This window comes from Desulfosporosinus sp. BICA1-9, from assembly GCF_000802135.1.
In genome coordinates this window covers 1-19998 of sequence record NZ_JUEE01000169.1, presented here as the reverse complement: position 1 = coordinate 19998, position 19998 = coordinate 1, and the positions used below count along the sequence as shown (strand labels likewise).

Annotated in this window: 18 protein-coding genes; 2 read left to right on the top strand and 16 right to left on the bottom strand. The window is 44.2% G+C overall.

Annotation, left to right across the window (positions count from 1 at the left end; translation table 11 throughout):
• The 15 genes from hydE to JL57_RS21225 form a co-directional block, all read right to left on the bottom strand.
• Nucleotides 1-1067: [FeFe] hydrogenase H-cluster radical SAM maturase HydE (gene hydE / locus JL57_RS21295; protein ID WP_034143952.1), on the bottom strand; the 1067-nt coding region annotated here is incomplete at its 3' end.
• 39 nt (nucleotides 1068-1106) lie between these two features.
• Nucleotides 1107-2573 (bottom strand): [FeFe] hydrogenase H-cluster radical SAM maturase HydG, encoded by a 1467-nt coding sequence (gene hydG, locus JL57_RS21290; protein ID WP_034143951.1) that lies wholly within the window; start codon nucleotides 2571-2573, stop codon nucleotides 1107-1109.
• A gap of 55 nt (nucleotides 2574-2628) precedes the next feature.
• Complete coding sequence (locus tag JL57_RS21285) at nucleotides 2629-4434, bottom strand: NADH-dependent [FeFe] hydrogenase, group A6 (protein ID WP_034143950.1); 1806 nt, start codon at nucleotides 4432-4434, stop codon at nucleotides 2629-2631.
• Between the two features lie 141 nt (nucleotides 4435-4575).
• On the bottom strand, nucleotides 4576-6252 hold the full coding sequence (gene nuoF, locus JL57_RS21280; protein ID WP_366557067.1) for an NADH-quinone oxidoreductase subunit NuoF: 1677 nt from the start codon (nucleotides 6250-6252) through the stop codon (nucleotides 4576-4578).
• Nucleotides 6253-6307: 55 nt separating this feature from the next.
• Complete coding sequence (gene nuoE / locus JL57_RS21275) at nucleotides 6308-6808, bottom strand: NADH-quinone oxidoreductase subunit NuoE (protein ID WP_034143949.1); 501 nt, start codon at nucleotides 6806-6808, stop codon at nucleotides 6308-6310.
• A gap of 307 nt (nucleotides 6809-7115) precedes the next feature.
• Nucleotides 7116-7355 (bottom strand): DUF2933 domain-containing protein, encoded by a 240-nt coding sequence (locus JL57_RS21270; protein ID WP_034143948.1) that lies wholly within the window; start codon nucleotides 7353-7355, stop codon nucleotides 7116-7118.
• Between the two features lie 47 nt (nucleotides 7356-7402).
• Nucleotides 7403-8134: a twin-arginine translocase subunit TatC gene (gene tatC, locus JL57_RS21265; RefSeq protein WP_034143947.1), complete on the bottom strand. Its 732-nt coding sequence runs from the start codon at nucleotides 8132-8134 to the stop codon at nucleotides 7403-7405.
• A 280-nt stretch (nucleotides 8135-8414) separates the two neighbouring features.
• Nucleotides 8415-9422, bottom strand: a complete 1008-nt coding sequence (gene hypE, locus JL57_RS21260) for a hydrogenase expression/formation protein HypE (protein ID WP_034143946.1) — start codon at nucleotides 9420-9422, stop codon at nucleotides 8415-8417.
• A 53-nt stretch (nucleotides 9423-9475) separates the two neighbouring features.
• Complete coding sequence (gene hypD / locus JL57_RS21255) at nucleotides 9476-10561, bottom strand: hydrogenase formation protein HypD (RefSeq protein WP_034143945.1); 1086 nt, start codon at nucleotides 10559-10561, stop codon at nucleotides 9476-9478.
• A complete protein-coding gene (locus JL57_RS21250; protein WP_034143944.1) occupies nucleotides 10548-10772 on the bottom strand; it encodes a HypC/HybG/HupF family hydrogenase formation chaperone in 225 nt (74 codons plus the stop codon). The genes hypD and JL57_RS21250 overlap by 14 nt, the downstream gene beginning before the upstream one ends.
• Complete coding sequence (hypF, locus tag JL57_RS21245) at nucleotides 10772-13075, bottom strand: carbamoyltransferase HypF (RefSeq protein ID WP_034143943.1); 2304 nt, start codon at nucleotides 13073-13075, stop codon at nucleotides 10772-10774. The genes JL57_RS21250 and hypF overlap by 1 nt, the downstream gene beginning before the upstream one ends.
• A 56-nt stretch (nucleotides 13076-13131) precedes the next feature.
• The gene (gene hypB, locus JL57_RS21240; protein ID WP_045691131.1) at nucleotides 13132-13851 is read right to left on the bottom strand and encodes a hydrogenase nickel incorporation protein HypB; all 720 of its coding nucleotides are present in this window, start codon (nucleotides 13849-13851) and stop codon (nucleotides 13132-13134) included.
• 2 nt (nucleotides 13852-13853) lie between these two features.
• Entirely contained in the window at nucleotides 13854-14201 is a 348-nt protein-coding gene (locus JL57_RS21235; RefSeq protein ID WP_034143942.1) for a hydrogenase maturation nickel metallochaperone HypA, read from the bottom strand.
• The gene (locus JL57_RS21230) at nucleotides 14194-14394 is read right to left on the bottom strand and encodes a twin-arginine translocase TatA/TatE family subunit (protein WP_034143941.1); all 201 of its coding nucleotides are present in this window, start codon (nucleotides 14392-14394) and stop codon (nucleotides 14194-14196) included. Before JL57_RS21230 ends, JL57_RS21235 begins: the two co-directional genes overlap by 8 nt.
• A gap of 535 nt (nucleotides 14395-14929) precedes the next feature.
• Nucleotides 14930-15397 (bottom strand): hypothetical protein, encoded by a 468-nt coding sequence (locus JL57_RS21225; protein ID WP_045691132.1) that lies wholly within the window; start codon nucleotides 15395-15397, stop codon nucleotides 14930-14932.
• A 287-nt stretch (nucleotides 15398-15684) separates the two neighbouring features.
• Here JL57_RS21225 and JL57_RS35140 point away from each other — a divergent pair, with 287 nt between their 5' ends.
• Entirely contained in the window at nucleotides 15685-15840 is a 156-nt protein-coding gene (locus JL57_RS35140; RefSeq protein WP_366557066.1) for a DUF1540 domain-containing protein, read from the top strand.
• Nucleotides 15841-16481: 641 nt separating this feature from the next.
• Here JL57_RS35140 and ltrA read toward each other — a convergent pair.
• Nucleotides 16482-17828 (bottom strand): group II intron reverse transcriptase/maturase, encoded by a 1347-nt coding sequence (ltrA, locus tag JL57_RS21220; RefSeq protein WP_034143953.1) that lies wholly within the window; start codon nucleotides 17826-17828, stop codon nucleotides 16482-16484.
• A gap of 1007 nt (nucleotides 17829-18835) precedes the next feature.
• Here ltrA and JL57_RS21215 point away from each other — a divergent pair.
• On the top strand, nucleotides 18836-19998 hold a 1163-nt coding region (locus tag JL57_RS21215; RefSeq protein ID WP_034143940.1), incomplete at its 3' end, for an ATP-dependent metallopeptidase FtsH/Yme1/Tma family protein.

Below are 19998 nucleotides of genomic sequence, written 5' to 3'. Positions count from 1 at the left end.
ATTCGTTTTTGTTTTAATTCATGGGTTCGGATAAACCGACTGCTGTCACCCCGGCTGAGGTCTGCTGCCATGCCAACGGAATTAATCCTCCGTTCAATACAATACCGGCACTTACCCGACTCATCATTCAGACAAATCTTATTTTGATATAGTTCATAAAGTTTCCTCACGGAGGAGGGCGTTAAAAGCGGCATCACAACGTTAGCCCCTGCTTGGAGGGCAAGCTCCCGACCTTGCGGGTGCAGGGTGCCCATGGCTGTCGCAGCGGGCAATAGAGACTCCGGAAGCAACAAACGGGTTAAAGCAACCATTACCAGGGTATCTTCAACTGTGCCTCCCTTTTCCCCCTTCAAGGGGGTTTCAGAGTGGGGAATGAAAGGTCCAATTCCCACCATATCCGGTTCCAGCTCTTGGAGATAACATAAATCTTCGGCAAGATCGATATGACTTTGTCCCGGTAACCCGACCATAAACCCGGCTCCCACCTGATACCCTATTTCCTTTAGGGCCTGTAGGCAGGCCAAACGGTTCTCCAACTTCATAGTAGGGTGTAGTTTAGCATACAACCGTTCGGAAGCGGTTTCATGCCGCATCAAAAAACGGTCCGCTCCTGCTCGAAAGTACGCTTCATATTCGTCTCTTTTTCTCTCCCCAATGGACAAGGTAATAGCTACGCCCGGAAACTTATCTTTAATACGTCTGATGATCTTGACAATAATGTCTTTGGTGTACCATAGATCTTCGCCGCTTTGCAGGACAAACGTCCGGTATCCCAAATTATAACCTTCCTGACAGCAGACCTGGATCTCCTCTGGGGTTAAGCGGTAACGCGAAAGCATAGGGTTAGATGCCCGAATCCCACAATAGAGACAGTCCTGTCGGCAGTGATTAGAGAACTCAATCAGTCCCCGCAGGTACACCTCGTCACCGTAATGCTTTTTTTTAGTCTCTAATGCATAGCCAAAAAGAGTTTGCCGATCCTCATCTTTAAGGTTTTGCAAAAGATAAATAATCTCTTCTTTTGTTAATTTATTGGTATTAAAAGCCTTTGCGATCAGTTCTAACATCCCTACCACCATCTTTTTGGAAGAATTTTTTCTTTGTAATCATAGATAAATGTCCCGTTCCCCCAGTTCCAACCTTTTGAGAGCCTCTTCTGTGTAATTCCGGATCTTCTCACTCTTTATTTCCTGTAAATGTTTCAGGATTGTCTCTTCGCCCACTTTCTGAGTCTCCGGTGAAGCATAATCCAACAGATATTCCTTAAAGGTGAGAATAGCGTTAGGCTGACAGACATTTTGGATCTCGCCGGATTTGGCCAGTGCCATAAACCTGTCCCCAGTTCGTCCCTGACGGTAACAAGCCGTACAATAACTTGGTAACCAACCCGAGTTACAGACACTATACAATACTTCATCCGGACTCCGATGGTCTTCGACTTCAAATTGGGGAGATTTCTCCTGGTTGGTAACGGCAGGATGGTCAGTTGTTGTCTTGTCCTGTTTTTCCGCTTCTTTAATGTATCCGCCGACACCGGTACACGAACCAGCGGAAATTTGGGAAATGCCAATACTCAGCAATCTGTCCCGCAGTTCCGGTCTCTCCCGTGTGGAAGCAATCATACCGGTATAGGGCACTGCTAAACGGATGATGGCCACCAACCTCATGAATTCCTCATCACTGACAAGGTAAGGGAAAGTTTCATAATCTACCCCCCGGGCTGGGCGCAAGCGCGGTACAGAGATTGTGTGCGGCCCCACGCCAAAGCGTTGTTCCAGATGTAAAGCATGCATCATCAAGCCTAAGACTTCGAATTTATAGTCATAGAGCCCAAATAAGACCCCAAAACCTACATCATCAATCCCGGCGGTCATCGCCCGGTCATGAGCTGTCGTATGCCAATCATAATCTGCTTTGGGGCCAGCGGGATGCATCTTCTGGTAGGTTTCCCAGTGGTAGGTTTCCTGAAACAAAATATAGGTGCCAATACCAGCATCTTTCAACAATCTGTATTCTTCAACAGTAGTGGCGGCAATATTGACATTACAACGCCGGATACTGCCGTTGGCGAATTTGATGTCGTAAATGGTCTTTAAGCAGTCCACTACGTATTCAATAGGACATTCCTCCGGGTGTTCACCGGCTTCCAAAGCAAGCCGTTTGTGACCCATGCCCTCTAAAACCTTTACCTCTCCTTTTATTTGTTCCATAGTAAGCTTTTGCCTGATGAACTTGTTATCCCGTTTATAGCCGCAATATACACAGCTATTGATACAATGATCGCTTAGATAGAGAGGTGCAAACAGAACAATCCGTTTTCCGTAGATTCTTTGCTTGATTTCCGCAGCTACTTCGTACATCAGGCCTGTTAGTTCTGCATCTTCGTTTTCCAGTAAGACAGCAACTTCGAGTGGAGTCAAACCTTTCGCTGCGCGAGCTTTGGCAATTATCATTCGAACTTGAGCAGTCGTCGCCTGTTTCCCTTGTTGCAGTAAATCCTTAATCTCCTGATCATAGATGAAGTCAGCTGCTTGCCATTCCCGATTAAATGCTTCTCTTCTTGATAAAGTCATCCTTTTCACCTTCCTTAGCTGGCAGTCTGCATTCTTACAGACAAATTCCACCGCGTTATCCCAGACAATCCCTTTTTGTGGGCAAATGTTCGTTATATATACCTCTATCCGTGTAGTGAGTATGCAATAACTCATGTGATTTGTGTCCCAAGGGGTGTCCAAGAAATTCTGCATATAAAGACTGAATCAAAGGATTCTCATGAGATTTTCGGAGCTGTTTACCCTCGTCTTCCTGATAAATTGCCGCTAAACGTTTCCTGCGAATTTCGGCTGTGGTCGGTCTCGGTTGACCTCCGCCACTAATACAGCCGCCGGGACAACCCATAACTTCAATAAAGTGATAAGGCGACTCTCCTTGAGCGATCTGCTCCATTAAGATTTTAGCACCCTTAAGCCCGCTGGTTACAGCAACCTTAACCGTCACACCGCCCAGGAACTTATACTCAGGCAACGGATTTTCAATTACCAGATCAGCTGTCTTAATTCTCTCCAAACCGACGATCGGATGGACATGAAGCCCGTCAAACGGAAGTTCCCGTCCGGTTATAATTTCATAAACTGAGCGTAGGGCGGCTTCCATAACTCCGCCAGTAACACCGAAAATATCTGCTGCACCGGTCGATAGACCCAGCGGATTGTCGAAGTCGGATTCCGCCAAGGCCCGAAAATCAATCCCGGCCTCTTTAATCATCCTTGCCAATTCCCGAGTCGTTAGAACAGCATCGACATTGGCCTGGCCACCATTGGTCAGTTCCGGCCGGGTTACCTCAAACTTTTTAGCGGTACAGGGCATGATCGAGACGACAAAAATATCTTCCGGACGTATCCCGACCTTCTCAGCATAATAGCTCTTTGCCAATGCTCCGAGCATCATATGCGGCGACTTACAAGTAGAAAGGTGGTCAAGTTCAGCCGGGAATGCGTGCTCGACAAACTTCACCCATCCTGGACTACAACTGGTAATCATCGGTAAGACGGCACTGCTGCCGTTAAATACTTGCTGGATACGCTGCAAAAATTCGTTGCCTTCCTCCAAGATCGTCAAATCCGCCGCAAAATTGGTATCAAATACATCATCAAAACCCATCTCTCGCAAGGCGGTAACCATTTTTCCCGTTACCAGAGTCCCCGGTTCATAACTGAATTCTTCCCCCAGAGCAGCCCGAATCGCCGGAGCTGTCTGGACAATAACCCGTTTCTTGGTGTCATGCAGGGCGTTCCAGACCTTGGTAATCGCGTCCTTCTCCTGCAAAGCGCCTACAGGACAAACAACCGTACACTGACCACAAAAGGCACAGTTTACTGAATTCAGTTGCAGAGCCGCTGCTGGTCCGATCATTGTTTTAAAGCCCCGCTGCTGAGCATTTAGCACACCAACACCCTGAATTTCATTACAAACGGTTATGCATCGGCGGCATAAAATGCATTTCGAGGTATCCCGCATGATGGAAGGAGATAAATCATCGAGGACACCTTTGGACTGTTGCCCGTTAAACCGCACTTCTTTAACTTGAATTAATTCCCCTAGTTTTTGCAGTTCACATGACTGGTTCCGCTCACAGTTCAAACAATCTTTCGGATGGTCAGAAAGCATTAACTCATAAAGGAGCTTCCGGGCTTTTTGTACCCGCTCCGTTTTAGTGTGAACAACCATGTCCTCTCTAACTGCGGTTATGCAGGAAGCTTGTAAATTTCTAGCACCTTCCACTTCCACCGCACATATCCGGCAGGAACCATATTTATGAACCCCTTCCAGATAGCACAAGCTAGGAATTAAGATATTATTCAGCTTGGCTGCTTCCAGAATTGTAGTTCCTTCCTTAACAGTTATCCTTTTATTATTTATAGTTAGATTTATCATTGTTTGCCCTCCTGTCATAAATCGAGCACTTAATTCAAGTATTGACTTTTTGTAAATTCCAGCATCTCGTTCGGGTCTTCACCCGGAATACCCATCATATTTCCGAACCGGGTTCCAAGCGTTACAGCAACGGCTAGACGCTTAGGCCGGAGAACTTTTCGGGACGAGTTTTTTTTGCGCATTTCGACATGCTTGGCAACTCTTATCCTGAATGTGTTCCTCATACTCATGGCGGAAATACTTAATCGTACTCAGAACAGGGTTGGGTGCTGTTTGTCCTAAACCGCAGATGGCTGTCTCCCTGATGTTTTCTCCTAATTCCTCTAACAGTTCGATGTCTCCTTCGCGGCCTTCACCTCGCATGATCCGTTCAAGTATTTCCAGCATACGCTTAGTACCAGTCCGGCAGGGAACACACTTACCGCAAGACTCATCTTGCACAAATTCCATAAAGAAACGGGCCACGTCCACCATACAGGCATCTTCATCCATAACGATAAGTCCGCCTGAGCCCATAATGGCTCCGAGTTTGATTAACGAATCGTAATCAACAGGAGTGTCAAGATATTCCTTAGTTATACAGCCGCCAGAAGGACCTCCTGTTTGGGCAGCTTTAAACTCTTTCTTTTTAGGAATACCGCCGCCGATTTTGAAGAGAATGTCACCTAAGCTCATTCCCATGGGAACTTCAACCAATCCGGTATTGACTACATTACCGGCAAGGGCAAATACCTTAGTCCCCTTGCTACTGGCAGTCCCATACTGTGTAAACCACTCACAACCGTTTAAGACAATGGGAGCTATATTGGCATATGTTTCGACATTATTAATAATTGTTGGCTTGGCAAATAACCCGCTTTGGCAGGGGTACGGTGGTTTTTGCCTTGGTTCGCCGCGTTTTCCTTCTATCGAATGCATTAACGCCGTTTCTTCCCCGCAGACAAAAGCACCGGCACCAATGCGAATTTCTATATCAAATGAGAATGCGCTTCCCAAGATATTCTCCCCTAACAATCCGGCTACCCGGGCTTGGTCAATCGCGTGTTCCAAACGTTCCACGGCCAGTGGGTATTCAGCTCGGACATAAACATAGCCTTTGTGGGCACCAATGGCATATCCGCCAATCATCATTCCCTCTATGATGCTGTGGGGATCTCCTTCCAGAATGCTGCGATCCATAAAAGCACCAGGATCACCTTCATCAGCATTGCAGACGATGTATTTAACACTACCAGCGGCTTTTAATCCAGCTTCCCACTTCACTCCTGTGGGAAAACCTCCGCCACCACGTCCGCGCAGGCCTGATTTTTTGATTTCGTCAATCAGACTTTCCGGAGTCATCTCGACAACCGCTTTTGCAAAAGCCAGATAGCCGTCTCTTGATATATAGGCCGGAAGAGAAGAGTGATCAATTGCTCCGCAGTTTCGCAGGGCTATTTTTACCTGGGCTTTAAAAAAGTCAATATCCTTCAGACAGGGTACCCGTTTCATAAGTTGACGGTCGAAAAAGACTTTATTCTCTACTATTTTGCCGTCGATAAGATGAGACTGGACGATCCCCGGAATATCAGCAGGCTTTAGCCTGGTATAAAAGGTTTCGCCCGGCGAAACTACCATCACCGGCCCAATATCGCATGAACCGATACATCCCGTTTCAAATACGACGACATCCTGTTCTAAACCGTGCGCCTTGAGGGAATTGAGCAAAGCATCCTTAACTGCATGACAGTTAGTAGAGATACAACCTGCGCCGGAACAAACCAAAACAGTATAGTTGTATTTGCTGATAGCTTCATTGTAACTTGACCGAACTTTCACAAGATCTTCTTTAGTATTGATATAGGAAAATGCGACTTGCACGACAATTCACCCCTTACTTATTCGTGTATTCACCAAGAATGGTATCCAACTCTTCAGGATTCACCCTCTGATAAACTGTGTCATTAACCGTCATTACTGGAGCAAGACCACAAGCACCAATACAACGCGCTACTTCCAGGGTAAAGAGACCTTCTTCCGTTGTCTCTCCCACTTTAATGTCTAACTTTTTCTTTAACTCATCGACGATCTTTTTAGCACCACGTACATAACAGGCAGTTCCCATACAGACCCTGATCGTGTACTTTCCTCGAGGACGTAAAGCAAAGTAGGAATAAAACGTGACTACCCCATAAACCTCAGACAACGGCAACTCCATTTTTTCAGCTATGAATTGTTGCAGCTCAAGTGGCAGATACCCGAAAATTCCCTGGGCTATGTGCAGAATCTGGATTAGACTACCTTCATGAGCTTTGTACTCTTCGATGATTTCCGCGATCCGTTGGTACTTCTCCTGGTCGTCTTCCAGACAACACGTGCATGTAGAATTAGACATTACCGAAACACCTCCCGAAAAATTACTTGATCCAATACCTAACCAAACTGCTTGATGATATGGGGCTAGGCCCTTGAATCGATACTTGAATTATAAATAATTAATTTGAAGAACTCTTGAATTAAAAATAACGCTTTTGTAATATTCTCTTCAAAACGGACTTTGAAAGCCCGTTTCCTGAAACTTCATTCCTTGCTGCTTTGCCATAATTATTAGTTGCTTTTTTCTATATTTCCTTGGATCTAGGTACAAAAACAAATGACCTAATATCCTTGTTTTCAGGATATTAGGTCATTGTATGCCCAGTTTATTCTTGTTTACAATTTTCCCCATCTGCTACATCTTGATGTTTATGATTATGAGACATGAATTTCATCATTACTAAATGTCCCAATGGACAAGCCAATATTAATAACACCCATAATCCATTTTTTACACCTGAACTTTGCAAGTTTAACGATGACAGTACTGCTAGCAGAACAATCGGTACCAAACAGCATAGTAACATTAAGATGCCATGTGATAAATGTCCACCTTTATTTTTCATTTTGCGCCCTCCCATTATGCTCATCACTTCCTGTGAATTATTTTGTCTCATGCATAGTTAACATTTTCTTTCTTCATCTTGTTTTTTTCCATAAAATAAATAACCCAGATGCTCGATTCGTAGAGAAGAAGTACTGGGGCAGAGATGGCCACTAGAGTTAAAACGTCTGGGGTAGGTACGATCAGACCTATGAGGAGAAGGACTCCAATGTAGCCATATAGTCGCGTATTTCTAAGCTTTCTTGATTTTACTAAGCCCAGCCGGCTGAGGGCTATCATTACGATGGGAATTTCAAAAAAAACACCCATACCAAATGTTAATAATAATAGGAAAGAAAAATATTTACCACCCAGAAGCATAGGGTTAAGGTAACCCTCTCCAACCCCCATAAAAAATCGTAGTACTAAAGGGAAAATCACTTGATTACCAAAACCTGCTCCCAAAGCAAAAAGGATCAATGCCGGTGGAATGGCAGAGAAAATCGTCTTCCGTTCTTGTCGAGTACAGCCTGGCATAATAAACGCAATGGCTTGGTAAATAAGCACCGGCAGGCTAACCATAATCCCCCCTACGACTGCTATTTGAATCGTTGTAAAAAACCCATCAGCAGGACCGATAAAGTACAGTTGCTTTCCACTTAAAGGAGCCGTAAGCCACATGATAACTTTATCCATATTTAGATAAATCACGGTGGCGCCGGCGAGCAGCGCCACAGATGAAATAATGAGACGGTATCTGAGCTCCCCCAAATGATCTGTCACTGTCATCTGCTTATCCATATGCCCCTCCTTTTCGAGGAAAATTTATAATGTATTTACCGAATCTCCTGTGGTTCTATGCCGAGGATGGTAACCTTAGGATTTTCTCGATACTTGAATTATAAATGACCAATTTGAAGAACCCTTGAATTAAATTTAACGTTTTTGTAACATTCTCCTTGACGCTTTTTAAGTCCGTTTCCTTTTCTACATTACTTGGATTAGGTTCAAAGACAAATAACCTTATATCCTTGCTTTGTCGGATATAAGGTTATTACGTAAACATGATTCAAGCTTGTTTCTAACAGATACGCGGCAGTTGATCAGCTACAAGGACATCAACAATCCTCTTACCACCAATGCCTGTCTTAAGGTACACTTTACCGACAGGGCCATTGACCACTTCACCGATTACCGCAGCATCCTGTCCCAGCGGGTGTTTTCGAAGGACATTCATAGCTGCCTCAACCTGCGGTTGCGGCACCACGGCCAGAAACTTACCTTCGTTTGCCAGATATAGAGGGTCTAATCCTAAGATATCACAGGCTGACTTCACATTTCCCTGAACGGGCAGGGAATCCTCATCTAAACCAATACCCACACCGCTCTGCACGGCAATTTCATTGAGAGTCGTCGCTACTCCACCCCGTGTAGGGTCCCTAAGCACCCTAATACCTGGTACCTCCAACAATAACTCTTGGATTAACCCGTTGAGCGGAGCACAGTCACTGCGGAGATTATCAAAATTAAGTTCCGACCGCCTGGCCATAATGGTCATGCCATGGTCGCCTATCGTCCCATTAATGATGATCTTATCCCCTGGCCTGGCGTTACTTCCTGACACATCAGCCCCAGGAAGTATGACCCCAATACCTGCCGTATTGATAAAAAGCTGATCAGCACAACCTTTAGGTACGACTTTCGTGTCGCCGGTAACAATTAGCACACCGGCTGCTTTAGCCGTGTCTGCCATAGACTGGACAATCTGCCTAAGGCTGGCCATCGAAAACCCTTCTTCTATAATAAATCCTGCACTTAAATACAAGGGTCGGGCACCGCTCACAGCTAAATCATTGACTGTTCCGCAAACAGCCAGTTTCCCGATGTCTCCGCCAGGGAAAGTCAGGGGAGAGATTACATAACTATCTGTGGTAAACGCAAGTCTCTCCCCGGGTGTCAAAAACCGAGCTGCATCGTTCATCTCATCGAGTAAGTCATTACTAAAATAGTGATGGAAAAGCTCTTTCACGAGTCTTTGGGTGTATTTGCCACCGTTGCCATGACCGAGCAATACTTTTTCTTCTTGCATACGTTCCTCCTTCAAAAACTATTACTAGAACAAGAACACTCATCTGTGTCCACTTAATTATGGTACTTATAATACGCACCACAGGTACCCTCTGAGGAAACCATGCACGGCCCTACAGGTTTTTCCGGATTGCAAACGGTTTTAAACAAAGAGCAATCGGGAGGTATTTTCTTCCCTTTGAGAATCTCGCCGCATAGGCAACCTGCCGGACCGGCGTTTTGGCTTTCCTCCAGGCCAAAAACTAAGCGCGCGTCAAAGTTTGAGTATTCCGGCTTGAGTACTAGGCCGGACCCTGGTATCGTTCCTATACCCCGCCAGGTGACGTCTGCTAAAGTAAATACCTTTTCGACCAAAGCCTGGGCCCGGATGTTTCCTTCTTCAGTCACCAATCCCCCGTACACATTAACTAACAAAGGTTGTTTATTTGCCGCCAAGGTACTAAGTTTTATTAAAGCCGCTAACATCTCGACGGGTTCGAAACCTGCCACGACAGCCGGAATATGGTATTCCTCTCGAAGGAAGCTAAATAGGCCAAATCCTGTAACAGTAGAAACATGACCTGGTAAAAGAAACCCATCCAAGGATATTTCCGGATCATTCAACAGGGCTCTTAAGGCATTCGGCACTACCTTATGCGCAGTCAGAAATGTTAAATTAGCGAGACCTTGCGTGGCTGCCCGCTCGATCGTAGCCGCTACAGTAGGAACCGTCGTTTCGAAACCAACTGCTAGAAATATTATCTTTTTGGCAGGGTTTGATCTGGCTATCTCAAGGACATCGAGGGGCGAGTACACAATTCTGATATCCGCTCCATTGGCTTGGGACTCAAGTAACGATCCTTTACTCCCCGGCACCCGCATCATATCTCCAAAGGTCGTAATGATTACATCGCTGTAGCTGGCTATTTCCTGAGCCAAGTCGACATAACCCGGCGGAGTTACACAAACAGGGCAACCCGGTCCGGAGATGAGTCTTATTTCAGGCGGTAGCAGAGACCGGATACCACTGCGAAATAAGGCATGGGTATGGGTTCCACATACTTCCATCAGCGCTACAGACCTTGTCAATTTAAGCTGACGGAACGTTTCCCCAAGTTGTGCTCCTACTTCCCGAGCCTGTTGTTTGTTAATTATGCTCATTTGTTGCCAACTCCTTAATAAGCTCCCAAGTTAACGAGGCCTCATACGCATCAATGACTTGAACAGCGAAACCGGCATGGACCAACACGTGGTCGCCTACTCTTACCGGAGAAACCAAATCTAATCCCACTTTGATTTGCGTATCCCCAATTTTTACGGTTCCAATAGTTTCATTAATTTCAATGATCTCTCCCGGTACTCCTAGACACATTAAAACGACACTCCTTTCCTTATTACCTGCCCGGCGATGACTGCTTGTCCTAGAGAAATCCCCCCATCATTAGCAGGCACCTTGCTGTGCGTATAAACTTGGAATCCGTCCTTTTCTAAGCATTTCACAGATTTATCTATGAGCAGTAAGTTTTGAAAAACCCCACCGCTTAAGACGACATTGTCGATTCCTGTATCGTTCCGGATAAGCTTACAGGTTGCCAAGATTACATCAGCAAGAGTTTGATGAAACCGCGCAGCCATAACCTCTATAGCTTCGTTAGCCAAAATTTCACGGATGATTTCTTCAAACATGGGCTTAAATTGGATAGTCCAAGGCCATGTGGCTCTATTGAGTATGAACCTGTACCCCTCACAGTGAAGTTCAGGTAATGCCAGTTGCTCCAATTCAATTGCTGCCTGGCCCTCATAGCTGATTTCCTGGCGCACTCCCACTAGGGCTGCTACCGCATCAAAAAGTCTGCCGGCACTAGACGTCAAGAGGTTAGCCCTGCCATTTAGAATTAAATTTTTAACAATGCCCAGCTTGTACGAATCAGTATCCTGAAAAGGCGGCAGTGGCATTTGCGTGATGTTTTGGTCAAACATAGTCAACAGATAACTAAGAGCCATGCGCCAGGGTTGTTTTATAGCAGCATTTCCTCCAGGTAATGGTACATACTCGAAGTTCGCCCAACGAACAAAACCCTGATAGTTTCCGGTGAAAAACTCCCCTCCCCAAATTGTGCCATCAGTTCCATATCCGCTGCCATCAAAAGCAACCCCGATGACATCACTCACCACCCCGTTTTCGGCCATACATGAAGCGATGTGGGCATGGTGATGTTGGATAGGAAACTTGGTTAATCCCTTGATATCCTCAGCGTATTTAGTGCTCAAATAGTCAGGGTGTAAATCATAAGCCACCGCTTGCGGGGTAAGGTTAAATATTGTTTGTAGGTGATCAACGGCTTTCTCGAAAGCAAGCATATTACTTAGATTCTCTAAATCTCCGATATGCTGACTTAGAAATGCTGAATTTCCTTTCGTTAGACAGACTGTATTCTTCAACTCAGCCCCTAGAGCCAAGATATTATCGATCTCAAATGGCAGTTTCACCGGCAGAGGGGCGTACCCCCGGGAACGCCTCAGCATCCTTTGTCGCCCTTTGAAAAAACGGACTACTGAATCATCCGTACGGATATGAATCTCCCTGTTATGGGTCAAAAAGTAATCAGCAATGGAACCGAGATTGGCGAGTGCTTCATTGTCTTTGTATTCAATGGCCTCCCCGCTACTATTCCCGCTAGTCATGACTAAAACTTCCGAACCGTTTTGGAACAACAAATGATGCAATGGCGCATAGGGTAACATCACTCCCAAGTAACGGTTCTTAGGCGCTACATCAAAGGCTACCGCCGAATCATCCTTTTTTCTCAGCAAAACAATGGGGCAACGTTCGCTTATTAAAGCGATTTCTTCCTCGTTTGTTATATCGCAGTACTTCTTAACCACTTCTATATCAGGCATCATTACAGCAAACGGTTTGGCGTCCCGATTTTTCAGGTTTCTCAGCCTTTGCACGGAAGTCTGGCTTAAAGCATCACAAACCAGGTGGTAACCCCCCAACCCTTTGACGGCTAAAATATGCCCTTGCTTAAGCAATTCTACTGCTTTCTCGGGCGCATCCTGTGCTGCGACCTGCTTGCCTTGACGGTCTAACAAGACAACTTGCGGGCCACACGCTGGGCAGGCATTCGGCTGGGCGTGAAAACGGCGATTTTGAGGATCATAATATTCTTTAAGGCAATCTGGGCACATAGGAAAGTTGGCCATAGTAGTATACGGACGATCATAAGGTATATCTTGAATGATGGTAAAACGAGGGCCACAGTTCGTACAATTGATCAACGGATAGCGGTAACGCCGGTTCTCAGGGTCATTTAGTTCAGCCAAACACTCTGGGCATATAGCCACATCCGGAGAAACAAGTGTGAATTTTATTTCTCCCTTCGCACTGTCCTTAATCACAAAATCCTTATAATCGGCCGGTGGTAACTTCGTTAACGTGATTTCTTCAATAACGGCTAAAGGTGGGGCCTCAGAACGGATCCGTTCAGCAAAGCTTTCCAGAAATACTTCTTTTCCTTCTGCTTCGATTTCCACACCCTGGGCAGAGTTATTGACCCACCCAGTTAGATCTAATGTTCTCGCTAAGTTATACACAAAGGGACGAAAGCCCACTCCTTGGACTACCCCTTTGATCAGCATATGAATTCTAGCTCGATATTCCTTTATAGGCATTTCTTTATTCTCCTATATTTCCCAATAGAGTAATTACCCCAAATGAACCCAACCCATTAGGATGCATCTTGAGCATTATCTATACCAGGAAAGGCTTCAGGGGTTCCTTCAGCGAGCTCTTTCTTTTTATTTATCTGTTCTAAGAGATATTGAGCTAATTCCGAAACACCCTGACCGGTGCGACAGGAGAGAGTAAATGCTTCGAGGCCGGGATTAATAGTTTTAATGTCCCCTAGGGCTTGTTCGATGGAAAAGTTAGTCTGCTCTATAAGATCTATTTTGTTTATAACCACTACTTTGGCCCTCTGGAACATGGCCGGGTACTTAATAGGTTTATCATCCCCTTCAGTTACACTGAGAGCTACCATCCTAATTTCTTCACCCAGATCATAGCTTGCCGGGCATACCAAGTTACCAACGTTCTCAATGATGAGCAATTCAAGTCCATCCAAAGGAAAGTTACCAAGGAGTTGTTTTATCATGGTACTATCCAAGTGACAACCACCACAGGTGTTAATCTGGATTACCGGTATTCCCTGCTTTTCAATGCGTTCTGCATCCTTAGAGGTATAGAGATCCCCTTCAATGACTGCCATTTTAACTTTGTCTTTAAGTTCCTTAATGAGGTTTTCTAAAATGGATGTTTTCCCTGCCCCAGGTGATCCCATAAAGTTAATAACATAAACATTTTTACTCTTAAATTCCCTCCTTAACTCTTCAGATAGCAGGTCATTAGCTTTAAGAATATTTGAAACTACTTGAACTTCTTTACTCAATTCTATCCCTCACTTTCTCCGGTCACTGTGTTTACAAATAATTCATTGCCGGTCAGCATCTCGTACTCCGGTCCTTCTTTACATTTACAGTTTAAATTCACGATCCCTTTCAATGATTCTCCACAACGGATACATCTCCCGGTCACCGGCACCTGGGTAATAGTGAACTCCGCCCCTTCCGCTAAAGAACCTTGGGCAAAATATTCAAAGGCAAAGTCCAGTGCCGCAGGTTCTACGCCAGAAATCTCCCCTGCTACAACATTGATCTTGGTAATAGTTCTTAAACGGTGTTTGGCAGCATTATCGATGATGATATCGAAAATACTCTGCATAATCGAAAGTTCATGCACTGGTAACATTCTCCTTGTTATCTTCTTTTATTTCACTGACTGTTACAGCATTGACTACACTGTCCTTAGCCGTTTTGAATTCCCTCAGAGCTTTACCCACCGAACGACCCACGTCAGGCAATTTGCCTGGTCCAAAAATAATCAGAGCAATCACCAAGATAACCACTAATTCAACAATACCTAAACTAGGCATAATCTATTCCTCCTTGTAAAACTGTTTGTTTGTTTCACTCCAGCAGGTAGGGCCTCCATTCATAAACTGTTTGTCTTACTAATTTGTTTTTTATCGATCTGTAAAGATTAGCACCCCCCATCCATATTTAAATAATAGGCTATTAGTTTGAATATCCTTTGAACAAAAGTTAACGTTTTTGTAATACTTAGGTGACTAATAATAGAATAGGAGCGATTTCTCTCGCTCCTATCACGAAAACGTTCAAGCGGGCCAATGCACACAGTTCTTCCATTAGGTACGTCTTTGTAGGTCTTCCACTCTCTTTTTTTTATTATATTTTCTCTAATATGTTTACTATTATGTAAAAACAAGAACTTGCAAAATAAAAAAGTCAATTCTAACAATAATTGCGACCGGTAAAACTACTGGGCGTGTTGCTTTTTAATTTGGGATTTACTCTGTCACAGCATTAGCCCGATAAGAGCAATGAAAAGCAAAAAATAACTGGGCTGCCTCAATTGGTTTCAGCCCAGTTAAACTTATTCATTAATTACTACTCTGACCTCCCATCATTACCGTATCCACTACCGTTTCCGTTACTTCCCTGACCTCCCATCATTCCGTATCCACCACCGTATCCATTACTTCCCTGACCTCCCATCATTCCATATCCACCACCGTACCCATTACTTCCCTGGCCTCCCATCATTCCGTATCCACCACCGTATTCATTACTTCCTTGGCCTCCCATCATTCCGTATCCACCACCGTATTCATTACTTCCTTGGCCTCCCATCATTCCGTATCCACCATTGTATCCATTGGAACCCGGAGTAGGATTTGCCGCATTAGAGTCGGTATTTTGGGAAGATGGCGTTGAAGTTTCAGTCTGTTGACTTGTTACAAGTTGATTTTGGGGTGTATTAACGGCAGGAGTCCCCGTGGTAAGGGCAAAAGCCGTACCCGTAAGTGCCATTATCCCTGCAATTGAGAGTCCTACAATCCATTTAGTCTTTTTCATTATTTTGTTTTGCCTCCTTTAATTTTACACAATACTATTCTTACAACCTTCATATCTCAAATTATACCCAACCAATTAGACTATGCTGTGAATGAGTTATGAATTTCTTATGAATTTGAGAGAATGTCGTAGATAGACTCTATTGTCAAAGAGATAGGCTAGCTTAATGAAAAAGGCGAATGCATTGTCATGAAGACATCGAAAAAAGCCATAATTCTTTACACTGCATAAAATCAAATATCTTGGACAAAATAACTTTGGATAATAACTAGAGGAGGTGCATAATTATGGCTCCTAAAATGGAAATAAAATGTAGCGTAGACACCTGTCATTACTGGAAAAGTAATTACTGCCATGCCGATAATCTTGAAGTAAACGCCCAAGGTGACGGCATAGCAAATTCCAGTGACGGAACATGTTGCACTACCTTCAAAAAAGCTTAAAAACGGGGAGGCATTGTTTATAAATGTCTCCCCGTTTTTTTATAGTTGAATTGAGCAACGATACCCATTTGGATATCCCCGAGCTTAGCTAGACTTGAGAATGGAAAGTACTATCGATGGCTTGCAGAATTTGAAAATAACGAACCGTTTTTTATCCTATCTCCGTGGAATCAGAACAATTTAGTTAATAACGAGTATGGGAAGTTTAAGTAACCCGATTCTCAGTGATCATTGAGAGTCGGGTTATCTTTTCTACATTGCAAATGCTCGACATTCCATGGCACAGTGTAAACAGATGTGGGCACATTTTTGAGACTCCTTGTCGGTAAATCGTGCACATTCATTTCCACATGCTTCACATATACTCGCGCAAAGGCCTGCTAGTGCTTTGCTGAATGAGCTATAGCGGGCAAGGTATTTGGCAGTTAGTGTACAGACATCAGCACAATCTCGCAGTAGTTGTAATTGTCTATGCCTTAAATGGAGATCTTGGGAATGCCATAAGAAGATGAGTAACCATGTGTTCACACGTTACTTGTCACGGTAGAAGCACCGGTTACCCGGCACTCCCCGCACAGATCCCGGCGTGCGAATTTCCCGCACCGGGCTCTTCAAAAGTACTCGCTTCCGTATTTCCGGCATTAAAAATCAAAGTGAAGTTGTACTAGATCAGACTCGACAATTCTTGGTTTTGGAACTCCATATCTTTCCCAACATGCGTCAAACTCGGCAAGATTGAAACTACGTCGCTGACTTCTTCGGTTAAGCCATTTGTAAAAAATTCTCTTTACGTGTTCATAAAACTTGCTTAAACTTCTGAAGTTCCCTATTAGCCCATAATAGTTGGTATATCCTCGCAGTTTTGCTATAAGTTTGGGAAAGAGCTTTCTCAAACGCTTACTTCGCATCTTTTTACACCATTCTGTGAATGCTATTATTGATTTCCTTAATTTCCCTGGTGCTGTGCGTCGTTTGATGATGGCCTTTCCTTTGCGGGATACTCCCCAGCGAAATTCAAAACCCAGGAACTCAAACTTTGTCTTATCTTCTTGGCGAAATCGTGAGAAGATTATGATGTTGGTTTTCTCCTGCGCCAGTTCCAGTCCGAATTTTTCTAAGCGTTCTCCTAGTTCTTTGTAAAATTTCACTGCTTCTTGTTTAAATTGAAAGGCGCACACGAAGTCATCTGCATATCTGCAGATATAGGTCATGCCTTCGCAAGACTGCTGTACTCTCTTTTCAAACCATAAATCCAGTGCATAATGTAGGTAGATGTTCGCTAGAATTGGACTGATGACTCCGCCTTGTGGGCATCCAGTTACTGGATGTTTAACCATTCCATCGGTATCCAAAACTCCTGCTTTTAGCCATTTCTTGATCAGTCTCAAAAATGCTTTATCTGCTATACGCACTTCTAGCATTCGGATGAGCCAATCATGATCAATAGCATCAAAAAAACTTCGGATGTCTGCTTCCACGACGTAACCATATTTCCCACAGATTAGTTCCTTGGTTAAGTCTTTTACTGCTTTTTGGGCTCCCGTATGAGGACGATATCCATAGCTATGGGCACTGAATTCAGTCTCATATATAGCCTCTAGCATCCTCGCCGCTACGCGTTGGGTGATCTTGTCCGAAACCGCTGGTATCCCTAGCGGTCTTTTCTTTCCGTTGCCTTTGTCGATGTACACTCTGCGCACTAACTTCGCCCGGTATTGTTTACTCTTCAACTGCTCTTCTAGTTCACCAAGGTTGCTTTCCAATTCCTTGGCGTATTCCTCAGCTGTTATTTTGTCAACACCCGCTGCAGCTTTCTTCTTAAGGTCGTAGAACGCCTCGCGCAGTGATTCTTTGTTGAGCAGTTGATATAAGTTTCCAAACTGGTGTGTTTTGTTTTCTGTTGCCTTCTTTGCTATTCCCCGCAGGGAGGTTTGCCAGCATTTCCCCGATCCAACATGTCCGGTGCTGGTTTCCTTTACAGGCTGCATACTTTTGTCCATCCCTTCCCCATGTGGTCGGCTTTCCCGTCCTCGGAGTACTATGAATGAATCCGAATCCCTGAAATACCATTGGCCTTCCTCTTTTTCAATTGTCCGGCCTACCTGTCTTTACAACAGGAGCTTCAGGGCACCTCCCAAGTTCCCGGTTCATCTTTCCATACATGCCACGTTCTTAGACCCCGACAGACCCTCCGAAACCTTGCCGTTAGACGGTTTCATTGCTTGGACTTCCATGATTGTGACCACGTCGTCATCTGTTCTTTGTCTGTTTCCAGACTGTTTATAACGGGGCTGAATATGCTTCAGGAGATACGGCTCCCTGTGGCCTACATGGTGCTCTGTGTACACTTCACCTAGCGGTTTCCCGTTTCGGCGCAACACTTGATAAGGGTGGTTGGCTAAACCTTACCCTACAAGGACTTTCACCTTGTCAGACAATATCCGAACTTTCTTGGCGTACCACAATCTTGAACAGTTCTTGTGATATTAGTATGGTGCATTTGATGTGTATTCATTGGAACCATCCTTTCACACTTCTCTGATTAGATTATGATTTGCACTATTATTTGTGTATGTACAATTCAGTGGTTATCGAAGATTTAAATCATAGATGGATCGATTTAGCATGTTATTAGGACTGTGTTATTGGTCTAGACAAATATCCGTTTTTGTAGTATTCTTCAATTATGATTAATATCCCAGTATTTCGCTATGTTTATAAGGTTTAGGTTATAAATAAAGCTTGGGCAGTGGATTAAAATGAACTAAATGTAACGTACCAACTGAAAGTTTAAAGGTTCTCCTGAGTTACACACCCAGAGAGGTTCACAAGATATTCACATTTAATTCATAGGTTATTTAGATGAATGATATATATTAGTTAAATAAGCCCTTTGCCTCTCCTCTTTTGTATAAGGCTTTCTTCGGAAAGCCTTATCAATTCTCAGAAATAAATTAGAAAATGTATCTAACAATTATTAATGGAGTGAAACATTATGAATAAAACAAAAAAGCAAACAAAATCTTTTATTTATTATTCTGTGGCCGCAATGCTGATTTTGATGCTGCTCAATGCATTTGTATTTCCAACATTATTGGAACAACCGGTCACGCCGGTTGACTACAGCACCTTTCTAAACCAAGTAGAACGTGGAGCTGTAAGTGAGGCAAAAATACAGGATACTCAGATTATTTTTACTGCCAAAGATGAAGCTGAACAGAGCATCACATATTCCACGGGAACTATCAATGATCCGGATCTGGTTAATCGTCTGTACAGTGCAGGCGTAAAATTCTCTCAGGTCATTCCGAAAGAGAATTCCCCTCTGTTTAATTTCCTTTTGACATGGATACTGCCCCTAATTCTCTTTATCGGAATCGGGCAACTGTTAGCAAGTCAGATGCAAAAACGTATGGGCGGCATGAAAGGCATGACTTTCGGTAAAAGCAATGCTAAAATCTATGTTCAGGCCCAGACAGGCAAAACCTTTGCCAATGTAGCCGGACAGGATGAATCGAAAGAGGCACTCGCTGAGATTGTCGATTTTCTTCACAACCCCAAAAAGTATTCTGAAATTGGCGCAAGTCTGCCTAAGGGCGCATTGCTTGTAGGCCCTCCCGGAACAGGTAAAACTCTACTGGCAAAGGCTATAGCCGGAGAAGCAAAGGTTCCCTTTTTTTCGATTTCAGGCTCTGAGTTTGTAGAAATGTTTGTGGGTATGGGTGCCGCTAAAGTGCGTGATCTATTTAAGCAAGCGAACGAAAAAGCACCTTGTATCGTATTCATTGACGAAATTGACACGATCGGCAAAAAACGAGGTAACGGCGGAATCGGAGGTAACGACGAACGTGAACAGACCCTAAACCAGTTACTCACCGAAATGGACGGTTTCGATGGTAAAAAAGGTGTTGTCATACTCGCTGCTACCAATCGCCCCGAAACTTTAGATAAAGCACTGCTTCGTCCGGGCAGATTTGACCGCCGAATCCCAGTTGAGCTTCCTGATCTTGCAGGCCGCGAGGCTATTTTAAAGGTTCACGCTCAGACGATTAAAATGGAAGACAATATTAATTTTAAGGCTATTGCACGAGCAACCTCAGGTGCTTCAGGTGCAGATCTGGCTAATATCATCAATGAAGGGGCACTGCGCGCAGTTAA